Here is a 20,744-nt window from a genome sequence, read left to right on the forward strand (position 1 = left end):
CTTAAAAAGTTATAAGGTATAGTAGTTACATTAGCTACTATACCTATTGAGAAATTTTTATTTAGCTAATACTTTTTTAACAAAATTTATTTCATCACTAAATAACTCCTTAACTTTTATCATTTTAGAATCTTTTAACTCACTATTCTCAAAATTTTTCTTAGAATAGTGTTCGTTGTAATTTGTTGAGACTGTAACTTCTTTAATTAATTTATGGTTTTCTGTTTCTCCTAAATCGGCTATTTTAGTGTCAATCATAGACTTAAACTCATCTTGTAATTTCAGTCTTTTAAATTCTGTAAAAGCTTCATCTCTATAAGTTCCTAATTCTATCCAATAATCCTCTATAGGGTCTCCTTTTTCTTCACTATAAGCTAAATAATTTTCACCTTCAAATTTTATAAAATCATAGATAAAACCAGTTACCCAGTATTCTAAACTATGATCTTCTCGTTTTGTAGGATAAATATCAAACCCTTCACGCTCCATTCTTAATAACCAATTTGCATCTATATGATGACTTATTCTACTACTCTCCTTTTTTTCTTTATATAAAGTCATATTAGAGACAGCATAAGCGGGCACTGTAGCTTCCATTCTGTAAATAACAATTCTATCTTGCATGCTTGTAGAATTAAAATCTGCTCTCTGATTTGACTCTAAGACATTACTTAATGTCTTTTTATTTATTACTGAAGATTTTACATTAGGAACCCCAATGATGAAAGCCTCATGATGTTGTCTATTTATCACGTGTCCCTTATAGTTATATGACCAAAGTGGATTTGACTTTATAATTAACTCTTTTATTATTTTATTTAATTCGTCTTCCGAATAGGTGCTTAATACTTCATTTATATTTTTATTCCTATATTCTAAAGCTTTAGGTAACTCTTTTGAAAAGCGCCAAAAAGACTCAGATATCAATTTAGTTGACATTTCAGAAAAGTCATACAACCCATCCATATTTCCCCTTATACTTTTAATAAAGTCTGATATATTTAAATCTTTATCAGACACTTTAACGCTGTTTACAAAATCACGGTGTAATTCTTTTACGAATTTTTTAGGCTGTTCGTTTATTTGATTTTGTAATCCTATAAATTTAGACTCACAATCTTCTTCGACTTGTTGTAGTTTTTGAATAATATTTTTAACATTTTCTTCATGATTACCTACCGTTAATAGTAATTTGTTAAAAAATGTAATTGCATATTGGCGTCTTAACAACTCATGAATATTACTAGCTATTAAATTAACAGATTGAATAACATCCTCTTTTGCATTATTTAACTTGGGTCCAAATTTTTTCTCGAGAAAACTCAACCCTTTTAATTCTGAAATTGTTTGATTGAGTTGATTTTTATATAGTTTATCATTTTCTGACATTACCACCTGTTCAGATTTCATTTCCTCTAAAAACAACTGAACATGTTTAACTAATGCATTTAAAAATCGATCTATATTCCCTACCCCTGAAGACTTATTAATGTGTTCAATAATAAAAGAACTTAACTTCTTATTTACATCTGTTTCTTTTATGGCATAATTAGAGGAAATCTCTGTTTTTGCTGAGTCTTCAACATTTACTAAATAAGCATTTACCTCTGAATCAATAGAATTTACATCATTAATAAATGAATACTGAATTTTTGGAGACACTGATAATAAAGAATCAATCAACTCATCATTAGCATCACCATTATTCTCTCTAATTTTAGCATCATCAATAAAAATATCATCTAAATTAAAAGAATCTGTTTCAGGTGTAATTAAATTATTAATGATACTTGTAGAAGCTTTGTGAGCATAAATATTTCCTAATTTATTACCATCATAATACAACTCACTAAGTCCTAAACCACAAGCCCATGACTCTTTATCTTCAACTTTCATAGATCCTCCTGCAATAACTGTTTTTACATTATCATAAGAACTCGCCATCCCTCCACTTAACTCACTCGCTCCTGTAAACATCGCTAAACCAATCAACTCACTTAAATCATTAACATTGGTATAGGTATTGGCATTTTTATCACTATTGTTTATAGTAAATACCAAATCAAACGGAGGCTTCTCAATTGTTATAGTCTTTGTTGCATATTTTATTTCTAGAGGTTTTTTATCAAAGTTGTGATGCATTAAAAAATCTAAATCATGTAAAGCACCATACCCATTAGGCAAAACGTTAGCCATAGCAGGACCATTCATCATAGCATTAAAAACATCTGGTAGAATAGCAAATCCAATAGTTGAAACACCTACAGTAGAATTTATACCTTTTGATACTTCTTTTACAATATAAGCCATATCTAAAAAAGTTCCACTACCAGTACCTCCTGCAACAGAAAACATCATATTTATCTCTACATCACTACCGTTTACCTCGTATTTTTCATGACCTATAGCGTCAGCATTTAATATAGAAGTTAATTTAGTCCTTATGGCTGTTTCAATAGCACCATAATTAAAATGCGTAGCAAATCGACCATTAGACCTTACTTGTCCAGCTCCATCAGTTAGACTCACCAATAACGGCCTATTTTCTGTTGGTACAAAATCAAATAAGTCAGGCTGTTTACTTAATATTTCTTGAGGATTTCTCACCCTAATATGGAGAAACTCAGAAGCATCTAGTCCAATTCTTTGCCCTCCTTTATTGCTGTCAATTTTAGTATTAATACTATCTCCGTCTGTATCAAAAGCCAAAAAAGCAGTCATAGGAGGTATTTCTCCATAGGTATCTATAAATCTTTTTTTAGTATGTAGTATTGATTTTAAACCTGTTCCTCCTAATCCTATGAATAGACTTCTTTTTAACTTTGCCATGATTTTTTTTTTATGAGTATTGTATTTCTATTTTTTCTTCTTCTATCTGAATAGTATAGTTATTAAACTTTTCCATATTCATTACCATAGGACTTATTCTTGCTCCTAAAGGCAATTTTATTTTTATTTTATTACCTCTACCAGGTCTTAGAGTAACTTCCTTTTCGTAGATAGGGTTTACTTCGTAAATTATTTTACCTGTAAAAAGACGATTCAGAGATTTTTGTTTTCTATAAGAATTTGTAAACACGATTAATCTCGTATTCTTAGTAATTGTAATTCCTTTAAAATAAGGTGATAAAATTTGAATTTTTCCTTTTTTAAATTTAGAATACATTGCATTTCTAAGAATCATGAACCAAATTAGTAAAGTACAAAGTACAAAAAGACCAAACCACATCACCCATTTCTTTAATGGATTCATTATTAATCTATGAGTGGCTTCCCACTTAAAAAGTCTTTTTTCTGCAGAAGAATTTAGATCATTATTATTTATAACATCTAGACTGTGATTAGATACAGAAAGAAAACCAGAGGTATAACCTTCAGGGTAATCTGGTAGAAACTTCAAACCTATTTTTAAAGCACCTTTTTGTGTATCTTCACTATTTAAAATAAAGCTGTTATTTTCTATTAAATTATCATTGATAAAAAACTGAATATATTTATTACTGACGATATTTTGTGCGGTATCTACAACCTTAATGGTTACTCTTGATTTTTTTTCAATAGAATAGTCATTAAAACTATACTTTAAATTTTTTGTTAAGACTAAAGTATCACAATCGAAAAACAAAAAAGACCTATAGTAATCTACAGTTCCAAAATCTGCGGTTTCCCCCTGAAATGAACTTTCTTTTTGACAGCTAAAAAAACTAACAATTATTAAAAAGACTAGTACTTTTAGGGATTTATTCATCTTCTGAAAATTCTAGAGTTAAGATTCTTTCTTTATGATTTTTTACAATAATATTAATCTCAGGGTTCAAAATTTTAAGATCATCTTTTGTTGAAAGAGTTAATAATAAATTTGATTCAATGTCACTAATCTTTTGCAGTTCTAAAAAAGATAAATCTCCTTTATTCTTAAGCTTAATCACAAGTTTTTTACTTTCAATTTTAACCTTATCATTCACTAACTCAAAAATTGAGTTATCATCTAAATCTAAATCAATAAATGTATCCTCCTTTAAATAACCCCAATTGTTCGCTTCTAAATTAATTTCAATATCTGTAGGTTCATCATGAAGGTTAAGCTTTAGCCTCTTTGTTTTCGGTTTAACAAAAGCAATATTCATATTAGTACCCTGTACAATGTAAGCATTACACTCTTCATTTATAATATTTACGATAGATTCGTTTATAGCTTCTTTAGAAAGCATAACGTAAAAAAGGTGTGAATTTCTATTCATAGAAAAGTCACACCAATTATTTAATGATTTTTTCAAATCCACTACACTAAAATCTATTTTACTTGTTTTTTTGGTAGCGCTAGGTATCTTAGATTGTTCACCATCCGTTAATAAAAAGATATAATTAATCCTATCTTTATCTATATTTTCCTTAGCCTTTTTAAGAGCTGAATAAATATCGGTATATCCACCTGGAACAGTATTTACATTATAAAAATCAATCTTACTTTTAATCTCTTTTAGCTTAGTTATATTTCCTGCCTTAAACGTCCAACTCTGAAGAATTTCGTAAGTATGCGTTGCTTGAAAAGGTATTATTGTCACAACAGTTTCAGGATCTTTAATTTCTGCTATACCTTTATAAAGAGCATTTTTAACCTCTTCAAAAATATCAATATTATCACCAGACCCCCACATGGATTTAGTAATATCTAGCATATAAATACGTTTTTCTTTTTTAAAATTCTGCGAATTGCTTTGCAAAGAAACTAAAGCCAAAATTAAAATAGGGAGCAACTTAATTCTCATTAATCATTTAAATTAATTAGCATTTATAAACGAATGCTTATTATAGAATAGAAATCACATAAAATTATACCTCAAAAGGGTCTAAAAAAAAATGGAGTATAAGTAAATAGCAATTTTCACTTGTTTCTCCAAACTTAAAGAAAATATATTTATTGAAATATAATATTTCTCATTTTTTTTAGACAAATTTCAATTAAATAATAAATATCCTCATACTTTTCTAAACCTCAAACCTACATAATTATAGATTATAATTATTACGGAAATCCGTAATGCCTTTAATTAGAATCATAAAACTACTTAGGGTAAACATAAAGTATTGCAAAAAAAATGAAGCTGAACACACAAGTTTTATAGATAAATTTAAGTGTATAAAACCAGAACTATAAAAAGTAGCCTTTATGAATTAAATATTAGAAATTAAAACACGATTCCCTGCCTCTTTTATAACTGTTTTAGCTATATTTGATAAGGACTTTCTTAAATCTAAACTACCCACTTTACCATTAAATTTGTATTCAATAAAAAAATGGAGAAATAAGTTTTTATCTGGTATGGATTCATTTAAAATATCAAATAATATTATTCAATGACAAATATTATTCTCTATATAGATATTAAGACATATAAGTAAAGGTTTGTGATTTAGAATTGATTAGTTTAAGTTTAACTTCTGATTTTAGGGAAGTTGATAGTGAAAATAATTTATTTAGCAACCTACCCCTTTCGTTTTTATCAAAAATAGAATGAAGTGTTTACAATAGACAAAGGTTTATTTATTACCATATTTAGATATTATTTGCTTAAAACTAGTTATCTTTTTTAATGATTTTGAGAGTTATTTAGCACAAAATAAGTTAACATAATCACCAAGACTTTAAGAGGACTTTTCTGATAAATAAATTTTACTTGAATTTTAAAAAATTATATTAAAAAATTGATGGAAACAATGAAAAATAGTGGAACAATAATAAAAATTACTTTAGCAGTATTTCTGTTTTTGTGTTTGTTAAAAATGCCTTATGGATTTTATGAATTTGTACGCTTTTTATCCTTAATTGGGTTTGGGCTTTTAGCTTATAAAGCTAAGGAAGAAAATAAAAATTCAGAAATGATTATTTTTACAAGTTTAGCTCTTCTATTTCAACCTTTCTTCAAAATTGCACTTGGAAGAGAATTATGGAACATTGTAGACGTCATTGTTGGTATTGGACTTATATTAAGTTCAGGAAGATTATTTTTCACTAAAAGAAATAATTAAGTCCTAGCTTTTTTTATTTAGTACAATAACTTTTCTTAAATCAATAAAAAAACACATCTATATAAAATGATACAACCAATAGGGTTCAAAAATAAACCTAATATTTTAGGTTCTGTCGATAAATGTGAATGCCCAAAGTGTTTAAATATTTCAAAATGGAATTTATTAGAATTAGAGAAGTATTTCACTCTATTTTTCATACCAATTATTCCTATTGGAAGTAATTATAGGATCATGTGTGAGATTTGTAATCATCAAGAAATTTTAAGCAAGAAACATTTTATAAATTATAAAAAAAAATTAGACATTGAATGGCTGTTTTCAGAAAATGAAATTACAGCGCAAGAAAGAAATTTAAAAATAAATGAAATAAATATAATTATAGAAAAAGCAAAAATAAATAAGTTAAATACTTCACCTGAAGAAAGAAAAGAATGTAAAGAGTTAGCATCAAAAAAAACGGATGAAGAATTATTAACTATTTATTTTAAAGAAAGGTATAAATATATACCTGCAATGATTACAGCTGTTAAAAGTGAGATAGAAAAAAGAAATCTTACAAACGAAAAAAAATAATTAGGAACAGCTCACAGTAGAAATCGTAAAAGAAAACAAAAAACAATTGATCATATATATTTTAGTTATGTAGCTCTATTATTTACTGGAGGTGTTTATGGAATAATAGCTGGTTCTATTTAATTGGTATACAAATTAAAAGAAGAAGAAGTTTATGATTTATTTATCATATTATAATATGGTAAGAAACTATTAGCCAAACCTTTACAACTTACTTAATTCTTAATCCCAAAACTAATAACTTCAACACCTTAACCCCTAAAACCTCATCCAACTCCCCATCCTCTAAAACAGAAACAAACCCCATTTTACATTGATGTTTAATTTGTGAATGATTTTCTTTATCCAAGATATAGTCATCTGTTAAGTACGATTTAAAACTATTTTCTCGGGGATCTCCAGGATACAATAACAATGCTTTTTCTGCATCCCAAAAACGACAATACGCATACATTTGACGTAAATCACTTACTGAAGCGGTATTGTTTTTTGGTCTTTTCCATTTTGTATCGATTATAAATGTTTGCGAACCTTTACGTAACACAACGTCTGGTCTTAAACTATTACCTCCCCAAAAGGATTTAGATTCTTGTCCTGACACTTTTATATCAGTTCCTAAACAAGCCTTCTGTAACTGCTTTAAAACATAGGTTTCCCATAATTCATTCATATCAAATAATAGAGACAACATCTTTTCTTTTCCGCTTGATATATCTGGTGAATAATTTAAAATAATTAACCTCGCTAACTCCAATGCATTCGCATATCCTACAGATTTTCTATTTAACCGAACTTCATTCAGGTGCTTTTCGGTAATAGTTTTTTGATCTACTTCTGGAAAATTTAACTGCACTCTGTTTGCTAAATCCTGTAATCTCGTTCCGTTTGTAAACTGAGTAACAATAATTAATGCTTTTTGCAATACTTGATGTAAAAAGTGATTACTATCGTACACTTGATGCGTAGTATAAAAGCGTTCTTTATGGACGATGTTTTTTCGAATATGTCCTGCAAATTCTAATTTACCTTTTAATGCTTTTGTATTTTGTGTTTGCTTTCTATAGTTTTTTATCAAACCTTTTCTAACCAAACTTTCTACTTCTAATAAGTACAATTCAAAATAAACTTCTAGTAAATTAAGGTGCTGTCTTTTAACATGTGCTGCTCCAGAAGATTCCGCTTTAAGCTTTCCGCATGCTTGTAACATTTTTAATAAAACACCTTTCCATTTAGTATCTGAATCCTCTTTATCTGCTTTTGGGTGAATCTCAATAGTTAAACCATCTACCTGAATTACCCCAACATACTGATTAAATTTGATCCCTTTTGCAATAGGTTCAAAATAATTACCATCATGATATTCGTTCAGTTTTAATAGCGCATCTAAATGTACTTGCCTAAAACCTTCCTCACCCACATACAAACGTTGGTGTTCAAAAACCGATATTGTCTTATTTCTTATCAATTATTCCGCTTGCTTTTTTCCTAACAATGATAAAACTGCTTCTATTACATTATCTTCATTTACTTGCTTTAGAAGGTATGAAGGCGCTTTAAAATCATTTGAATTTTCATACGAGAAATCAGCAAAATTGATAGCATCATTTTTTTCCTTTTCTACAAATCCTTTTCCTAACACCAATCCTATTTTACCATAATCACCATAAAAATACTCTTGCAATAAAGGCACTATTTTAGTATTAAAAGCTTTGGCTAGTTTTTCTTCTGAATTTACTTTACAAAAGTACGAATGACCAATGGCATGATCTCTATCTATTAATAACTCTATACGCTCGTTTATCTTTTTTAAAACTTCAGATAGCTTAATATAATCTACTTCTTCATTTTCTATAACAGTATAATCTGGCATCATTTCTTTAAACTCAAAACGACGTCTTAAAGCAGTATCTAATGCTTCTACAGAACGATCTGCGGTATTCATGGTACCATAAATATCCAAGTTAGAAGGCACACTAAATTCTTTTTTAGAATATGGTAACTTTATACTCATTTCATTTTTAGCGCCACTTCGTTTATCGGTTTCAATAAGCGTTATTAACTCACCAAAAATAGCAGAAACATTTCCTCTATTAATTTCATCAATAAAAATTGCATATCTATTTGAAGGATCATTCTTCGCTTTTATACACAATTTTTTAAAAACACCATCTTCAATCTTATATCCTAAATCTTTAGTTTCTTCTTCTGTTTCAGGAAAAACAGGTTTGATTCCTTCTATAAAATCTTCATAAGCGAAAGATTGGTGAAATGTTACGAAATCGTAATTTTTTATAACTGTTTCATTATTGCTTTTAAAATTGTTAACCTCATCTATTATATCATATACTTCAGGAATTTGCTCTTTTGTTTCTTCTTCAAGTAACTGCCACATTTTATCATTATTCTTATCAAAAATTAACGGATTTTGACGTTGTTTATATGCTACATTTTCTGAAGAAGTTATCGTGTGCATTTGTAATGTTCCCCATATTGTAGCTCTCACATTTTTAGATTCTGATAAAGATGCTTTTGTTTTTACCCATCTATTCTCTAGAATGTCATTTACTTTAGATGTTCCATTTTCAATAAGTGCAATTGCTATTACTTGCCACCAAGTTAAATTCGTTATTTTATCTTCAAAAAACTTTTCTTTGGTAATCGCATTTTCTTTAAGAGTATATCTATCAAACAATTGATCTTTTAAATAAAACGTTTTCCCTGTTCCTGGAGGGCCATAAAGGATTTGGTTTGTTGCTGGTTTCATGTTTTTTTCTTCGTTAGCTTCTACTTGAAAGACGTAATTTTGAAATTCAATATCATTAGATTTAGAATAACCAGATTTAGTTGTTTTATCCAAAACTGATTCTACAGCCTCTAAAACGTTTTGCTTTTCTTTTTCACCAACCACAAGGCTATCTAAATAATTGTAAAAGGTTTGGGGGGACTTACCTGCAAATTTCTCATTATTATTTGATAATTTATCAGTAGATATAAGCCCAAAATTCTGTTTGTTTTTAGAACTGTAAACATTTACACAGTATTTTTGACCAACAATAAAGTTTAATTTATAGCCTCTAACACTAAAAACAATCCTTGGGTCGTTGGGCTTTAAGTTAAATGTTTTAATTAATGATCTTACAAAAGAAATAAACTCCTCAAAAATCGATGGATCTAGTTTTGATCTTACTTTTTCGAATGAGTTTTTAGAATTAAACAAACTCTTTATTTCCTCATATTGTTCTTTTCTTGCATTAAAATTGGTGCCTTGATTACCTGCCTTAAAATCATAAAAACAGGGATTCCCTTTTATGTCTTCATCGGATATTGGACTATCTGCATAGTAATCTGTAATTTTAATTTTCACACGATCTGTTGCCGAAGCATCCGATTTATTGGTATAATACCATTGTTCATGTGGTTCTTCTTCAAAAACACTTACTTCAGAAATAACTTCTGCCAAAGCATAACAACCTGCGTTTTTTCCTGTTTGCCAAATAATAACTTTATCACCTATTTTAATTTTGTCTTTATGCGCTGCTACTTTCCAACTTTTTAGGTGTGCTGCTTTTAAGGCATTGGTAATGTTGTAAATATCAGGGGTTCCTTGAAAGATCCAGTAATTAACATTTTTATTGATATATCCATACTTTTCAAAACGCTTTTTTAACTTGGCCTGCATATTTTGAAATTCTTTAGTAGAAATTCTATGTGCTTCAAATTCTGAATTCTCTTTTTTTTCTATTTGAATATGCTTGTTAATTATTGGTATAATTATTTCTAAATCTTTTTCAATATCTCCAAGCATACTGTTTAAATCTGTGTAACTATCAGTGCGTTGTTTAGTTACATAGGCAAACATTTTTTTATCTCGAGATCCTTCTCTTTGTAATACAATTTTTTCTTTTATTGGAGTTTCAATAGCTTCAATAAGGTTTAAAGCTGATTTATTCTGAGCATCTTGAGGTGAATTTGTTTGCGTAAACTCAAATTTGTAAGTATAATAATCGTTTTTAGATTCAAAAATTAAATTAATGCAGTCAGAGGATGATCCTGGGTAAGAAATTGGTAATGTCCAAAAGGTAATTCCAAAATAATTAGATTTTTCTGTTCCTATAAAATAATCTAACTCTGTTCCTTTAGAGGCATTTTGCCTCAATGAAAACGTAAAACTAGGATCAACTTCATGCTTTTGCATAAGCCAATCATAAACTTTCTTTTCGTAATCTTTATAGTTAATCATAATTGTACTTTTCTAGAGTATTTTACAATATAGTTTCCTTCAGGTAATTTTAAAAACTCAATAAAAGGCTTTAAAATATCAGGATAAAATTCTAATATCCCTTTAAAACACTCCATATTATAACCTTCTAATGGGCTTTTTTCATTATTACTTCGATATAATTTAAATAAACTGTTAAACATATTTTATTCTACTTCAAAAATTATATTCTGCTTTTTCACAAATTCATCCATTCTACTATCTTGTTTTTTTAAGAATAATTTAAAATTTAATTTAGATATAATTCCTTTGGGAGCATATTCATTTATTCCTTTCATAAACTCATTATGTTTCTTTGATCTTTCACGAATACTATCATTAAACCTTTTTTTTAGTAACTTTTCTTTAGTCTTAGTTAAAGTCTTCATAGATTTAATTACTAAATTATTATCTCTTATTTCTCCAGTAAACAGCTCCATACTATCAAACATAATGTCTAAAATTAAATTTGCTTGCAGCTCTTCATAAGTTTTAAATATTTTTTTAAAAACTGATATTTTTTTCTCTTCTAAAGCTCTTATGGCAAGTGTTTTTATAATTGGTTCTACGTCCTTTATAAATGTATGATAAGAAAGTATATAATTAGCATAAGCAATGCAAATTTGCTTAAAGGAAGGAGTACTAATTGCTGTTAAAACAATCTCTGTATTCTCATTTTCTTTATAAGCTTTAAAATATTCTTTTTCAGCATCTTCATAATTTTGATATGCCTTTAAGTTTGGTACCTCTGTTTTAGAAGCCTCTATTAAAAAATACTTACTTTTTTTTCGTAATTTCTCCCATTGACTTCTAACAGCTCTATTATTTTTTCTGAATAGTTTACTTAAGTCTGTAATAAAATTATATTTTTCTAGTATTTCATAGACAAGATCAGCTTCATCATCTGTAAGTTCTTTATCACTTGACATTAACGAATGAAATTCTGAAAACTTAGGGTCGGAGTCATAACCTAATTCTTTTAATCTAGTTTCATAAAGTAAATCTGTTATTTCTACCAAAGTAGACCAGTTATGATGAGAACTAGTACGAATTTGAATTTCGATTCGTTTACCAGAATCTTTATCTTTTATGTAGATGTGAATACCACGATATCCAATTTTTTTTGGATTTTCTATATAATCCCTAATTTTCCCACTTTGTTCAAATTGTTCTTGGATTAATTCTAATGCCTTATATACTTCCCTGTCATTTTCTAATATTAAGCGTATTCCTGCTATATCTCCCATCCTAAAAAGGTTCATATCAGGTTCTCGTATAGCTTTATTTATAATGGTGCTAATCCTTTTTAGTCTAAAAGCAACTATAGCAGATTGTCTTACATTATTTTTAATCGTAATTATTTTATTAAAAGTATATGTTAAAGGTTTAGAAAAAGAGGTTCTAAAATCTTGCAATAAAGTCAAATCTTTAGAATTTATTTCACCTGCAGACTCAACAATTCTTGTTCCTAATCTCTTTATGTCTCCTCCTGTATATGTCATAATTAAATACCTTGAATTATCTTTTGTCAGTGTATATCTCGGTCGATTCTATTAATATTTCTAATTCCTTAAATATTTCTTTTATTTCAGATAATTCTGCTTCCTTTTTTGTTCTTTTCTCTTTTATATATTTCCTTATAACTTCAATGTAATTTTCTCTAATTTTATTATAGCCAATTTGATCTGCAGGATTCCATTTTCCTTTAAATGCTGTATTACATTGTACACAAGAAATAGCTTTATTATCAAAATTTTCTACATCTTTATAACCAGAAATTTTGGGTATAATATGATCTACTTGCCATAATTTGTAATTATCTACAGATTCAAATAAATATTTGTCACAATATTCACATTTACAATTAGCCCTTAGGCCTAAATCAATATTGGTATGATCCCATCCTAGTTTTAATAACTGCTTTCTTAACTTGCTTTTTTTTTCTTCCATTTTTTAATTAATCAAACCTTCATTCCAAAGTGCTAAAACAACATCCATTTGAGAATTAGATCTTTTGTCTCCTAAATTTAATTCTGTCCAAAGTTCTTTTGGAGTATAGGTTTTATTATCTGCCCATTTTAATATTTCAATAGCTTGCAAGGCATATTCCTTATTTTTAATAGATTTTGTATAGGTTCCTTTTGGAATTCCTTTTACCAAACCTGCTTCACACAAACCTAGAAAAGTTCCTTTGGGACATCCTTTTTCTTGTGAACTTTTTGTCTCAAAAATCTCTTTTGCAGCTCTAATGTAAATTTCTGTTATAGAATAAGAGCTTTTATAATTTTGTACAGCCTTTATAGCTGTTTGTCCGTATTTGTTCATAGTATTTTTTTTAACTCAATATTTTTTATTAATTACCTATCTACACTCGACATCCGCTTCATAGTATCAAAAAGAGCTGTTCTAAAAGTATCATCTTTTGCGTATAAACGATATAAATCTAATTCTTGTTTACGTTGCTTGGACATCACATCATCCATTATCTTTTGAAATGCTATGTTCTTGTTTTGTTCATCGAAATTGTTTAAATATTTAGACTCAAAATCTGGGTGGGCTTGTATCGATTTTGTTAAACTAATAAATTTTACACGTTGGTCATCTGGTGTGGCTTCCCAACCTTGAAACCAACGTTCATTAAAACTATTGATAATTAAATCTAAAGGATCTTGTTCTTCACCACCACCATAAGCACCTCTAGGTGTTGGATTTTGTGGATCTACTGCTGTTTCAGAAGCGTCTAATTCTATGGTTTCATTTAAACGTACTCGCTCTAAACCATAGGTAGATAAATCAATAGAACTTAACAATTCATCAAGGGCATCAATAGCTGGATCTACTATTGGTAATTTCGGAATTAAAAACTTTAAAAACCAGTACAATTTTTCCCAATTCAATATTTCGAAAGGTAAAATAGAAGCCATTTGTCCGTAGATTTTTACAAACTGTTTTGCTTTTATTTTAAAATCGGCTTTATCCTCGTCTTCTAACTCGAGTTCGTTTACAAAACGTTCTGCTGCTCTTTCAATAATCGGACTTAATACTTGTGCGTCTGCTTTATTAAAAAATAACTCGTTAAAGTTTTCTACTTCGATCCATTCATAAACACCTACATCATCCAATACATCTTTTAATTCATGTAAAACGTTTACATCAGTAGCTTCACTTAATGAAGTTGCAGTATAAAAAGGATCAAAAGAAGTTTTAATATCTGCAGAAGGATTAAAAAAGTCCAATACAAAAACATCTTCTGTTTTCTTTCCTAATTTTGTGGCTGCTCTGTTTAAACGAGACAATGCTTGTACTGCTAAAACACCTTGTAGTTTTTTGTCTACATACATGGCGCATAACTTAGGTTGATCAAAACCTGTAAGATATTTATTAGCTACTACTAAAATTCTATAATCATCTTCATCAAACTTAATTCGTGTGTCTTTTTCTGCAAAACCATTTATTTCTGCTTCGGAATATTCAATACCATCTACCGTTTTTGTTCCAGAAAAAGCAATTACAATTTTAAACGGATGTCCTTTATCCTTTAAAACACTTTGTAAGGCTTTGTAATAACGAATTGCAGATTCTATACTCTGTGTTACTACCATTGCTTTCGCTTTTCCTTTTAGTTTTTTCTGATTGACTATTTTAGGAATAAAATGATCGAGTATTATTTCTGCTTTGGTATTAATGGTCTGTTGATGTTGCTCTACATACGCACGTAATTTCTTCTGTGCTTTTGCAGCATCAAACAAGGGGTTATCTTCAATAGATTTTTCTATTTCGTAATAACTTTTTAACGTAGTGTAATTTGCTAAGACATCTAAAATGAAACCCTCTTCAATAGCTTGTTTCATGGAATATAAATGAAAAGGTATAAAACTACCATCTTCTTGTTGTACTCCAAACTTTTCTAAAGTAATCGGTTTTGGTGTTGCTGTAAATGCTAAATAACTTGCGTTCCCTCGCATTTTACGAGATTGCATGGCTTGTACAATTTTATCTTGTGCATCAGCAGCTTCCTCTTCATTAAATTGTTGTCCCATAGCTCTGTTCATGTTATCATGAGCCGAACCACTTTGGCTAGAATGCGCTTCGTCAATAATAACCGCAAAACGCTTTTCGCTTAAATCTGCAATACCATCTATAATAAATGGGAATTTCTGAATGGTTGTAATAATTATTTTCTTGCCTTGTTCTAAACTGTCTCTTAGTTCTTTGGATGAATATGCGGGTGCAATAATATTTTTTACTTCAGAAAAACTGGCAATATTATCACGAATTTGCTTGTCTAACAAACGTCTGTCTGTAACTACAATTACAGAATCGAATAAGGGTCTTTCTACATCTTTTATTCCTGGTACATTACCATCTACTGGATAGGTTTCTATCAGTTGATAGGCTGCCCAAGTAATAGAATTCGATTTACCTGAACCTGCGGAATGCTGAATTAAATAGGTTTGCCCTACGCCTTTTTTACTAGCGTCTTCTATTATTTTTCGTACCACATCCATTTGGTGATATCTTGGAAAGAACAATGTTTTTGTTTGGATAGGATCTTTCTTTTTACCATCTAAACGTACAAAGTGCTGAATGATATTTGCTAAACTTTCTCTAGTAAAAACCTCATTCCATAAATAATTAGTTCTATGACCTGTAGCACCATCAGGCAATGTAGGATTTCCTTTACCGTGATTATTTCCTTTATTAAATGGTAAGAAAAACGTGTTTTTACCATCTAATTTCGTAGTCATATACGCTTCGTCTGTGTCTACAGCAAAATGAACTACAGAACGTGCAAATTGTAATAAAGGTTGTTTGTTGTCTCTTTGTGTTCTGTATTGATGCTGACCGTGTACGCGTGCGTTTTGTCCTGTCCAATGGTTTTTTAATTCCATAGTAACAATTGGCAACCCATTTATAAACAATACCATGTCTATTTCTTCTCTTGGGTTGTCTACACTATAGCGTAATTGTCTGGTCTCGCTAAAGCGGTTTTGTTCAAAATTATCTTTTACTTGCTGACTACTACTTGCCAAAGGAGATTCATAAAATAAAACAAAACGTGCATCGTCTACTTCCAAGCCTTTTTTAAGTAAATGCAACACCCCGTATTTTTTAATCATACGATCAAAACGATTTAGAATTTTTAATTTCCAGTCGTTTTGTTTTTGTAGTTTTTCTAACTCTTCTTTTTGTGTTGTTTCTAAAAAAGACCAAAAGAATTGCTCATCTATGGCAAATTGTGCATTAAAATTAGAAGGTTGCCCAATATAATAGCCTTTGCCTGTTCTATAGATTTCTGCATTTTCGTTGACTGCATCTACAGTTTCACTATCCTTTTTAATGGCTTCTATGCAAGTTCCTGTTAAAGTTCTTTCTATGGCTGCTTCTAAAGCTTGTTCATTAGTCTTTGATTGCATATTCTTTTAACTTAATTTGAACCTTATATTTTAATGGTTGTAACTCACCTAATTTCTTAATATTTTTAATAGCAAATATTTTTGAATCTTTATTTACAAGCCATATTTCGTATTTATCTTTATTTTCTTCACCAAACTTCTTCTCTTCATTTGAAAGCATAAAAGATGTGCCATTATAATATTTACTTTCTACAAATTTCAGTGTATTCTTTAGCACATCATAATACTTAATATCATAATGTTCGTTTTCATTTGTTCTCGCTATTAGTTCAACATTTTTATACAAATGAGGTCTTTCATATAAATATTTTCTAATAATCTCTTCCACACTATTTCCAAGTTTTTTCTTGTCATTATCAGATAATCCACTATTTCCACTACCACCTAACCAAAAACCATTTTTAGCCTCTTCCTCTCTACCATTGTTTTTAGTAATTATTTCAAACTCTTCTATAAATTCTGGTACCTGATTAATATCTAAATTAAATGAAGCATTACCATTAATCGTATCGACTACTTTTTCTTCTTCTTTATTTTCTTCAAGTTGAGATTTTATGTAATCTATATGACCTTCAAAGTAAATTAAACTATTAAGTTCTTCATCTCTTCTAATATTTAATATCTCATCATCTGAAAAATGCTTACTGCTAGAACTTTCAATGAAATCATATTCAGGATAATCTTCATTCTCTAATTCAAAATCTATTTTAGGGAATAAATTTGTTAATGCATTAATTATGATAGCATCCAAATTATAACTATTCTCATTTTGTGTAATTGAAAAACCATTTATCAAATGTTCTATTTTGTTTACATTTTTAATAAATAGTTTTTGTTCATCTATTGTTTCGGTTAAAAGAAATTGCCACAATTGATTTTTAACTAATTTTTTTCTTTCATCATAAAATAGATTCAATTCTTTGTTAAATAATGTATCAAAAGATAATTTGTAATCTGATATATCATTATAACTCTTCAAATCTATATCTAAAATTGTGAACACATTTCTAATTTTTACAATTTCATCAATATTATCATCTGAACTAAATAATTTCACCTCACTTAATTCAGGAAAATTATCATATATGTATTCCTCTATATTATGCTCATTTAAATCAGAAATTCCATCAATTCCTTTAAGTCTGAAAATAGTTTTCCAAACAGATAATCTTATACTAATTTCCCCTAGTAAAATATTTGCATCTTCTAATATACCTTCTGCTAGTTCATTTCTAACATCGTAAATATTATCCTCTTTTGATTGCATTATTATTGACTCAAAAGTTTTCTTTTCATCTAATGTATCAAAGACCTTTAAGAAAATATCGGATAGATTATCCCTAAACTGTTTTTTTTGTTTTAATTGAACTATTGATACTCCATTTGGAATATGCAAATAAAACTGATTATTGGAATAAGCATAATTATATGGCTCAACTTGAAAAACTTCTTTATCAATACTACAAACTAATTCTTTGCTACAGTTAATTTTTAACTTATTTAAAAGTCTAACTTGTTTGTTTTTATCGTCTTCCTTTGATATTTTATCTAATCTAAATGCTAAAACAAATGGTTTTATCTCTTTAATAAACTTTTCAAAATCTTGAGAAATTTCAGCATTTTTATTTTCAGTCTCAATTTCTAAATCAAGATCATTCAAATTTGTTAAACCAAACATTTTTATAGCTCTGGAACCTCCTGATCGTGAAGGATAATAAAAAATTGGGAATTTTTTTGTTAAGCCTTCAGGTAGTTTTATTCTATCACTAAAATAAATATCATTAGCATTTTTTACTACAATTTTCTCACCTTCTCTGGCATATAAATCAACATCCAAGATTGATTGTTCATTTTTCTTATAATGGCCAACTAAACTCTTGTAAAAGACTTGAGAACTTTTACTGTTATTTTTATTAGCTAGCTCTTGAGTTCTTTTTTTAAGATAATTAATATCTAAATCATTAAAATCTTTTTTCGCTCCAAAGAAAACAAGTATTCTATCTACTTCCGTTTTATCTAACCCTTTATTTATTTTTGATAGATATTCATAATCTATTTTAAAAGGGTTGAACCATTCTTGCTTTTTACTAGTAATTAAGTAATCTTTAATATTAAACAGTTGTGTTATTTTATAGAAAATTAAGTTCTGATAATCTGATATTTGATAAATACGCTTACGATAAACGTAATTTAATTTTTCTACATTAGAATGCAATAAAGTATAATTTGTAAAAATATTTTTTATTTTTTCATCAAGAGAAAGCCAACTAATAACTTGATTGATATTAATTGATTCTTTGTTTAGTATTTTATTAAAGTTTTTTATGCTAAATAAACTATAGCTATGAATTACTGTATTGTGAATATTATTTGAATATTGAATAAAACCAGGCTCAATAGCTGTACTAATTTTCTCTATTACAGAAAATGGATTTACACCTAACCATTTCAAAAAGGCTTCAACTTCTTCTGCGTTCTCAGTTTCTAAACCTAAATTTTCAAGATTTGCAATTGTGAGTTTATTATCATACAATTCTCCAAAAATTTCCTTAGATAATTTACCTATTTCAAATTCATCAGATAAAACAAGGTTTTGAATCTTTTCTAATCGATTTTCACGGTTTAAACAAGGAATTACTGCATCATAATCTAACTTTGGGTTATCTCCTCGCAACTTATAATTATGAAACAATTTTTGATAAAACTCCTTAATTACTGCAAGTTTTTTGTCTGTATTTTCTCCAAGATAAGTTATCGTTTCTGTTATAATACTTTTTATAACATATTGTGGCTCAAAAGACTGAATATTTGAAATCCCTTCTAGTTCATCTTTTAAACTTCTTGATTTGTTTTTTTGTAACCGAAGGTCTAATTCTTCTAGTAGCTTTGTATGCAATTGAGGGTTTAAAAACCTAATATTAGAATAGCTTGGTACTTTTAAATCTTTATTTTCTGTTGTTTTATTTGTAAAAACAAAATCCTCTACTTTAATAGGTTTGTCTTTCTCATCAATTAAAACACAAAACTTTTCATTTGGATATATCTCTAAAAGTAATCTCACCAATTCTGCTCGCTGCGCAATAGTTAAATTAACGGCAATACCTTCAAGTAGTTCTTTATAGTTTTTAGGTTTTTCTACATATTGCTGTGGTGTAATTGGCAAATCACAATATACAAGTTGTTCACCAAAATGATTTTCTAAATTATTTTTTTGAATAAAATTGGCTATTCTATTTCCTAAGTTTTTTGCAACCGAGGATTTAACATAATCTCCAGATAGTATTGGATATATTTCAAAATTCCACCAATAATTATCTATAACATCCGAATACGGCTTATAAACAGTAAACATTTCATTATTAACAGATTGATAAGGCAACCAAGATTTTGTGAGCGTATTTTTAAGTGCATCAATTAATTTTAAATGCAGTTGAAAAAGTTTATTTAATATAAACGGGTTTACCTTTGATTCTGTACTATGATTTCTATTTTGGTCTAACTCTAAACTGGCGTGTGCAACAAATGGAAGCTCGAAAGGAATTTGTGTTTTAAAATAGTTGTATAATACTTTATCCTTAAAAGTTAAGTCGTTGTTGTAAGCTATTTTTACACTATAGCGTTTAGGTTCGCTAGAATCTTTATCTTCTATCAAGTCTTCATCTACCACTCCATCATCGCTAATCACATAATAAACTTGACCATTATAATTGATTTCGTAATTGTTTTCAGTAATTTTTTTTCTAGTAACAGATATTGTTTTGTTTAAAACGTTTCCATCAATTTCTATTGTATTAATATTATGTAAAAATAAAAGCGTTTTTTCACTAATTGATTTTAATTGCTCTTTAATTCTTTCTTCATAATCTGAATTATATCTTATGGAAATTGTGGTTGTAAACTCCAAATTAGGGTCTACATCTTCAAGTTTACAACAATTTAAAAGCGGTAAAGGATATACGTCTGCCTTTAACTTTCTGTCTTCTCTTATTTCAGTTAACTCTTCTTCACAGTAACCTATTTCATTTAATAAAACATCTTTTTTTAATGAAGTATCGAATACTAATTTAAAATCATTGCTAATAATACTAATTTTATCCGCCCAATTAACAATAGAACGAAAACCTAAACCTTTATTACCAATATAACCAGAAGAAACTTTAGCAGAAAGCCCTGGGTAAAAAATAGAAGCATAACCATTTACCGAAAATGGCTTACTTCCATCATTACTTATTTCTAAAAGATTTTTATTTGTGTCTAAAAAAATTTTAACTTTTGTGGCGCCTTCATCTTCACAGTTTTGAAACAATTCTAATAATTGCCTACCATTATAACCTTGGTTGGTTTGTTTTTCTATACTATTTAAACTAATTAGATTATTAGGGTTTCTTAGTTCTGACCATCGTTTTCTTATTATTTTATCAACTTCTTCTCTAATACTCATACTCTTTTTATAGCTTTTTATT

General features: G+C 28.4%; 13 protein-coding genes. 2 read left to right on the forward strand and 11 right to left on the reverse strand.

The features are described 5' to 3' along the window. Positions 1-57: 57 nt before the first annotated feature. Genes H0I29_RS04005 through H0I29_RS04015 form a run of 3 tightly spaced genes read right to left on the reverse strand, consistent with a single transcriptional unit; the run spans position 58 to position 4,769 of the window. Positions 58-2,829, reverse strand: a complete 2,772-nt coding sequence (locus tag H0I29_RS04005) for a tubulin-like doman-containing protein (protein ID WP_218754495.1) — start codon at positions 2,827-2,829, stop codon at positions 58-60. 10 nt (positions 2,830-2,839) lie between these two features. Continuing rightward, on the reverse strand, positions 2,840-3,748 hold the full coding sequence (locus H0I29_RS04010) for a hypothetical protein (protein ID WP_218754496.1): 909 nt from the start codon (positions 3,746-3,748) through the stop codon (positions 2,840-2,842). Next, positions 3,741-4,769: a VWA domain-containing protein gene (locus tag H0I29_RS04015; RefSeq protein WP_218754497.1), complete on the reverse strand. Its 1,029-nt coding sequence runs from the start codon at positions 4,767-4,769 to the stop codon at positions 3,741-3,743. The genes H0I29_RS04010 and H0I29_RS04015 overlap by 8 nt, the downstream gene beginning before the upstream one ends. 949 nt (positions 4,770-5,718) lie before the next feature. Here H0I29_RS04015 and H0I29_RS04020 point away from each other — a divergent pair. Next, on the forward strand, positions 5,719-6,030 hold the full coding sequence (locus H0I29_RS04020; RefSeq protein WP_218754498.1) for a DUF6804 family protein: 312 nt from the start codon (positions 5,719-5,721) through the stop codon (positions 6,028-6,030). A 66-nt stretch (positions 6,031-6,096) separates the two neighbouring features. Then, positions 6,097-6,606 carry a zinc-ribbon domain-containing protein gene (locus H0I29_RS04025; protein WP_218754499.1) on the forward strand — a complete coding sequence of 170 codons (510 nt, stop codon included), beginning with the start codon at positions 6,097-6,099 and terminating at the stop codon, positions 6,604-6,606. 211 nt (positions 6,607-6,817) lie between these two features. On the opposite strand, the gene H0I29_RS04030 is transcribed toward H0I29_RS04025, so the two are convergent. The 8 genes from H0I29_RS04030 to H0I29_RS04065 are packed head-to-tail and all read right to left on the reverse strand — an operon-like array spanning position 6,818 to position 20,722. Next, entirely contained in the window at positions 6,818-8,071 is a 1,254-nt protein-coding gene (locus tag H0I29_RS04030) for an McrC family protein (RefSeq protein ID WP_218754500.1), read from the reverse strand. Then, the gene (locus H0I29_RS04035) at positions 8,072-10,846 is read right to left on the reverse strand and encodes an EVE domain-containing protein (protein WP_218754501.1); all 2,775 of its coding nucleotides are present in this window, start codon (positions 10,844-10,846) and stop codon (positions 8,072-8,074) included. Continuing rightward, a complete protein-coding gene (locus tag H0I29_RS04040) occupies positions 10,843-11,028 on the reverse strand; it encodes a hypothetical protein (RefSeq protein ID WP_218754502.1) in 186 nt (61 codons plus the stop codon). The genes H0I29_RS04035 and H0I29_RS04040 overlap by 4 nt, the downstream gene beginning before the upstream one ends. Positions 11,029-11,031: 3 nt before the next feature. Beyond that, positions 11,032-12,366 (reverse strand): hypothetical protein, encoded by a 1,335-nt coding sequence (locus tag H0I29_RS04045; protein WP_218754503.1) that lies wholly within the window; start codon positions 12,364-12,366, stop codon positions 11,032-11,034. 16 nt (positions 12,367-12,382) lie between these two features. After that, positions 12,383-12,814 carry an HNH endonuclease gene (locus H0I29_RS04050; protein WP_218754504.1) on the reverse strand — a complete coding sequence of 144 codons (432 nt, stop codon included), beginning with the start codon at positions 12,812-12,814 and terminating at the stop codon, positions 12,383-12,385. Between the two features lie 3 nt (positions 12,815-12,817). Then, a complete protein-coding gene (locus tag H0I29_RS04055; RefSeq protein WP_218754505.1) occupies positions 12,818-13,189 on the reverse strand; it encodes a hypothetical protein in 372 nt (123 codons plus the stop codon). Between the two features lie 32 nt (positions 13,190-13,221). Beyond that, complete coding sequence (locus tag H0I29_RS04060) at positions 13,222-16,281, reverse strand: type I restriction endonuclease subunit R (protein WP_218754506.1); 3,060 nt, start codon at positions 16,279-16,281, stop codon at positions 13,222-13,224. Continuing rightward, positions 16,265-20,722 (reverse strand): sacsin N-terminal ATP-binding-like domain-containing protein, encoded by a 4,458-nt coding sequence (locus H0I29_RS04065; RefSeq protein ID WP_218754507.1) that lies wholly within the window; start codon positions 20,720-20,722, stop codon positions 16,265-16,267. The genes H0I29_RS04060 and H0I29_RS04065 overlap by 17 nt, the downstream gene beginning before the upstream one ends. Positions 20,723-20,744: the final 22 nt, after the last annotated feature.

This window comes from Polaribacter sp. R2A056_3_33, from assembly GCF_019278485.1.
Taxonomy (GTDB): domain Bacteria; phylum Bacteroidota; class Bacteroidia; order Flavobacteriales; family Flavobacteriaceae; genus Polaribacter.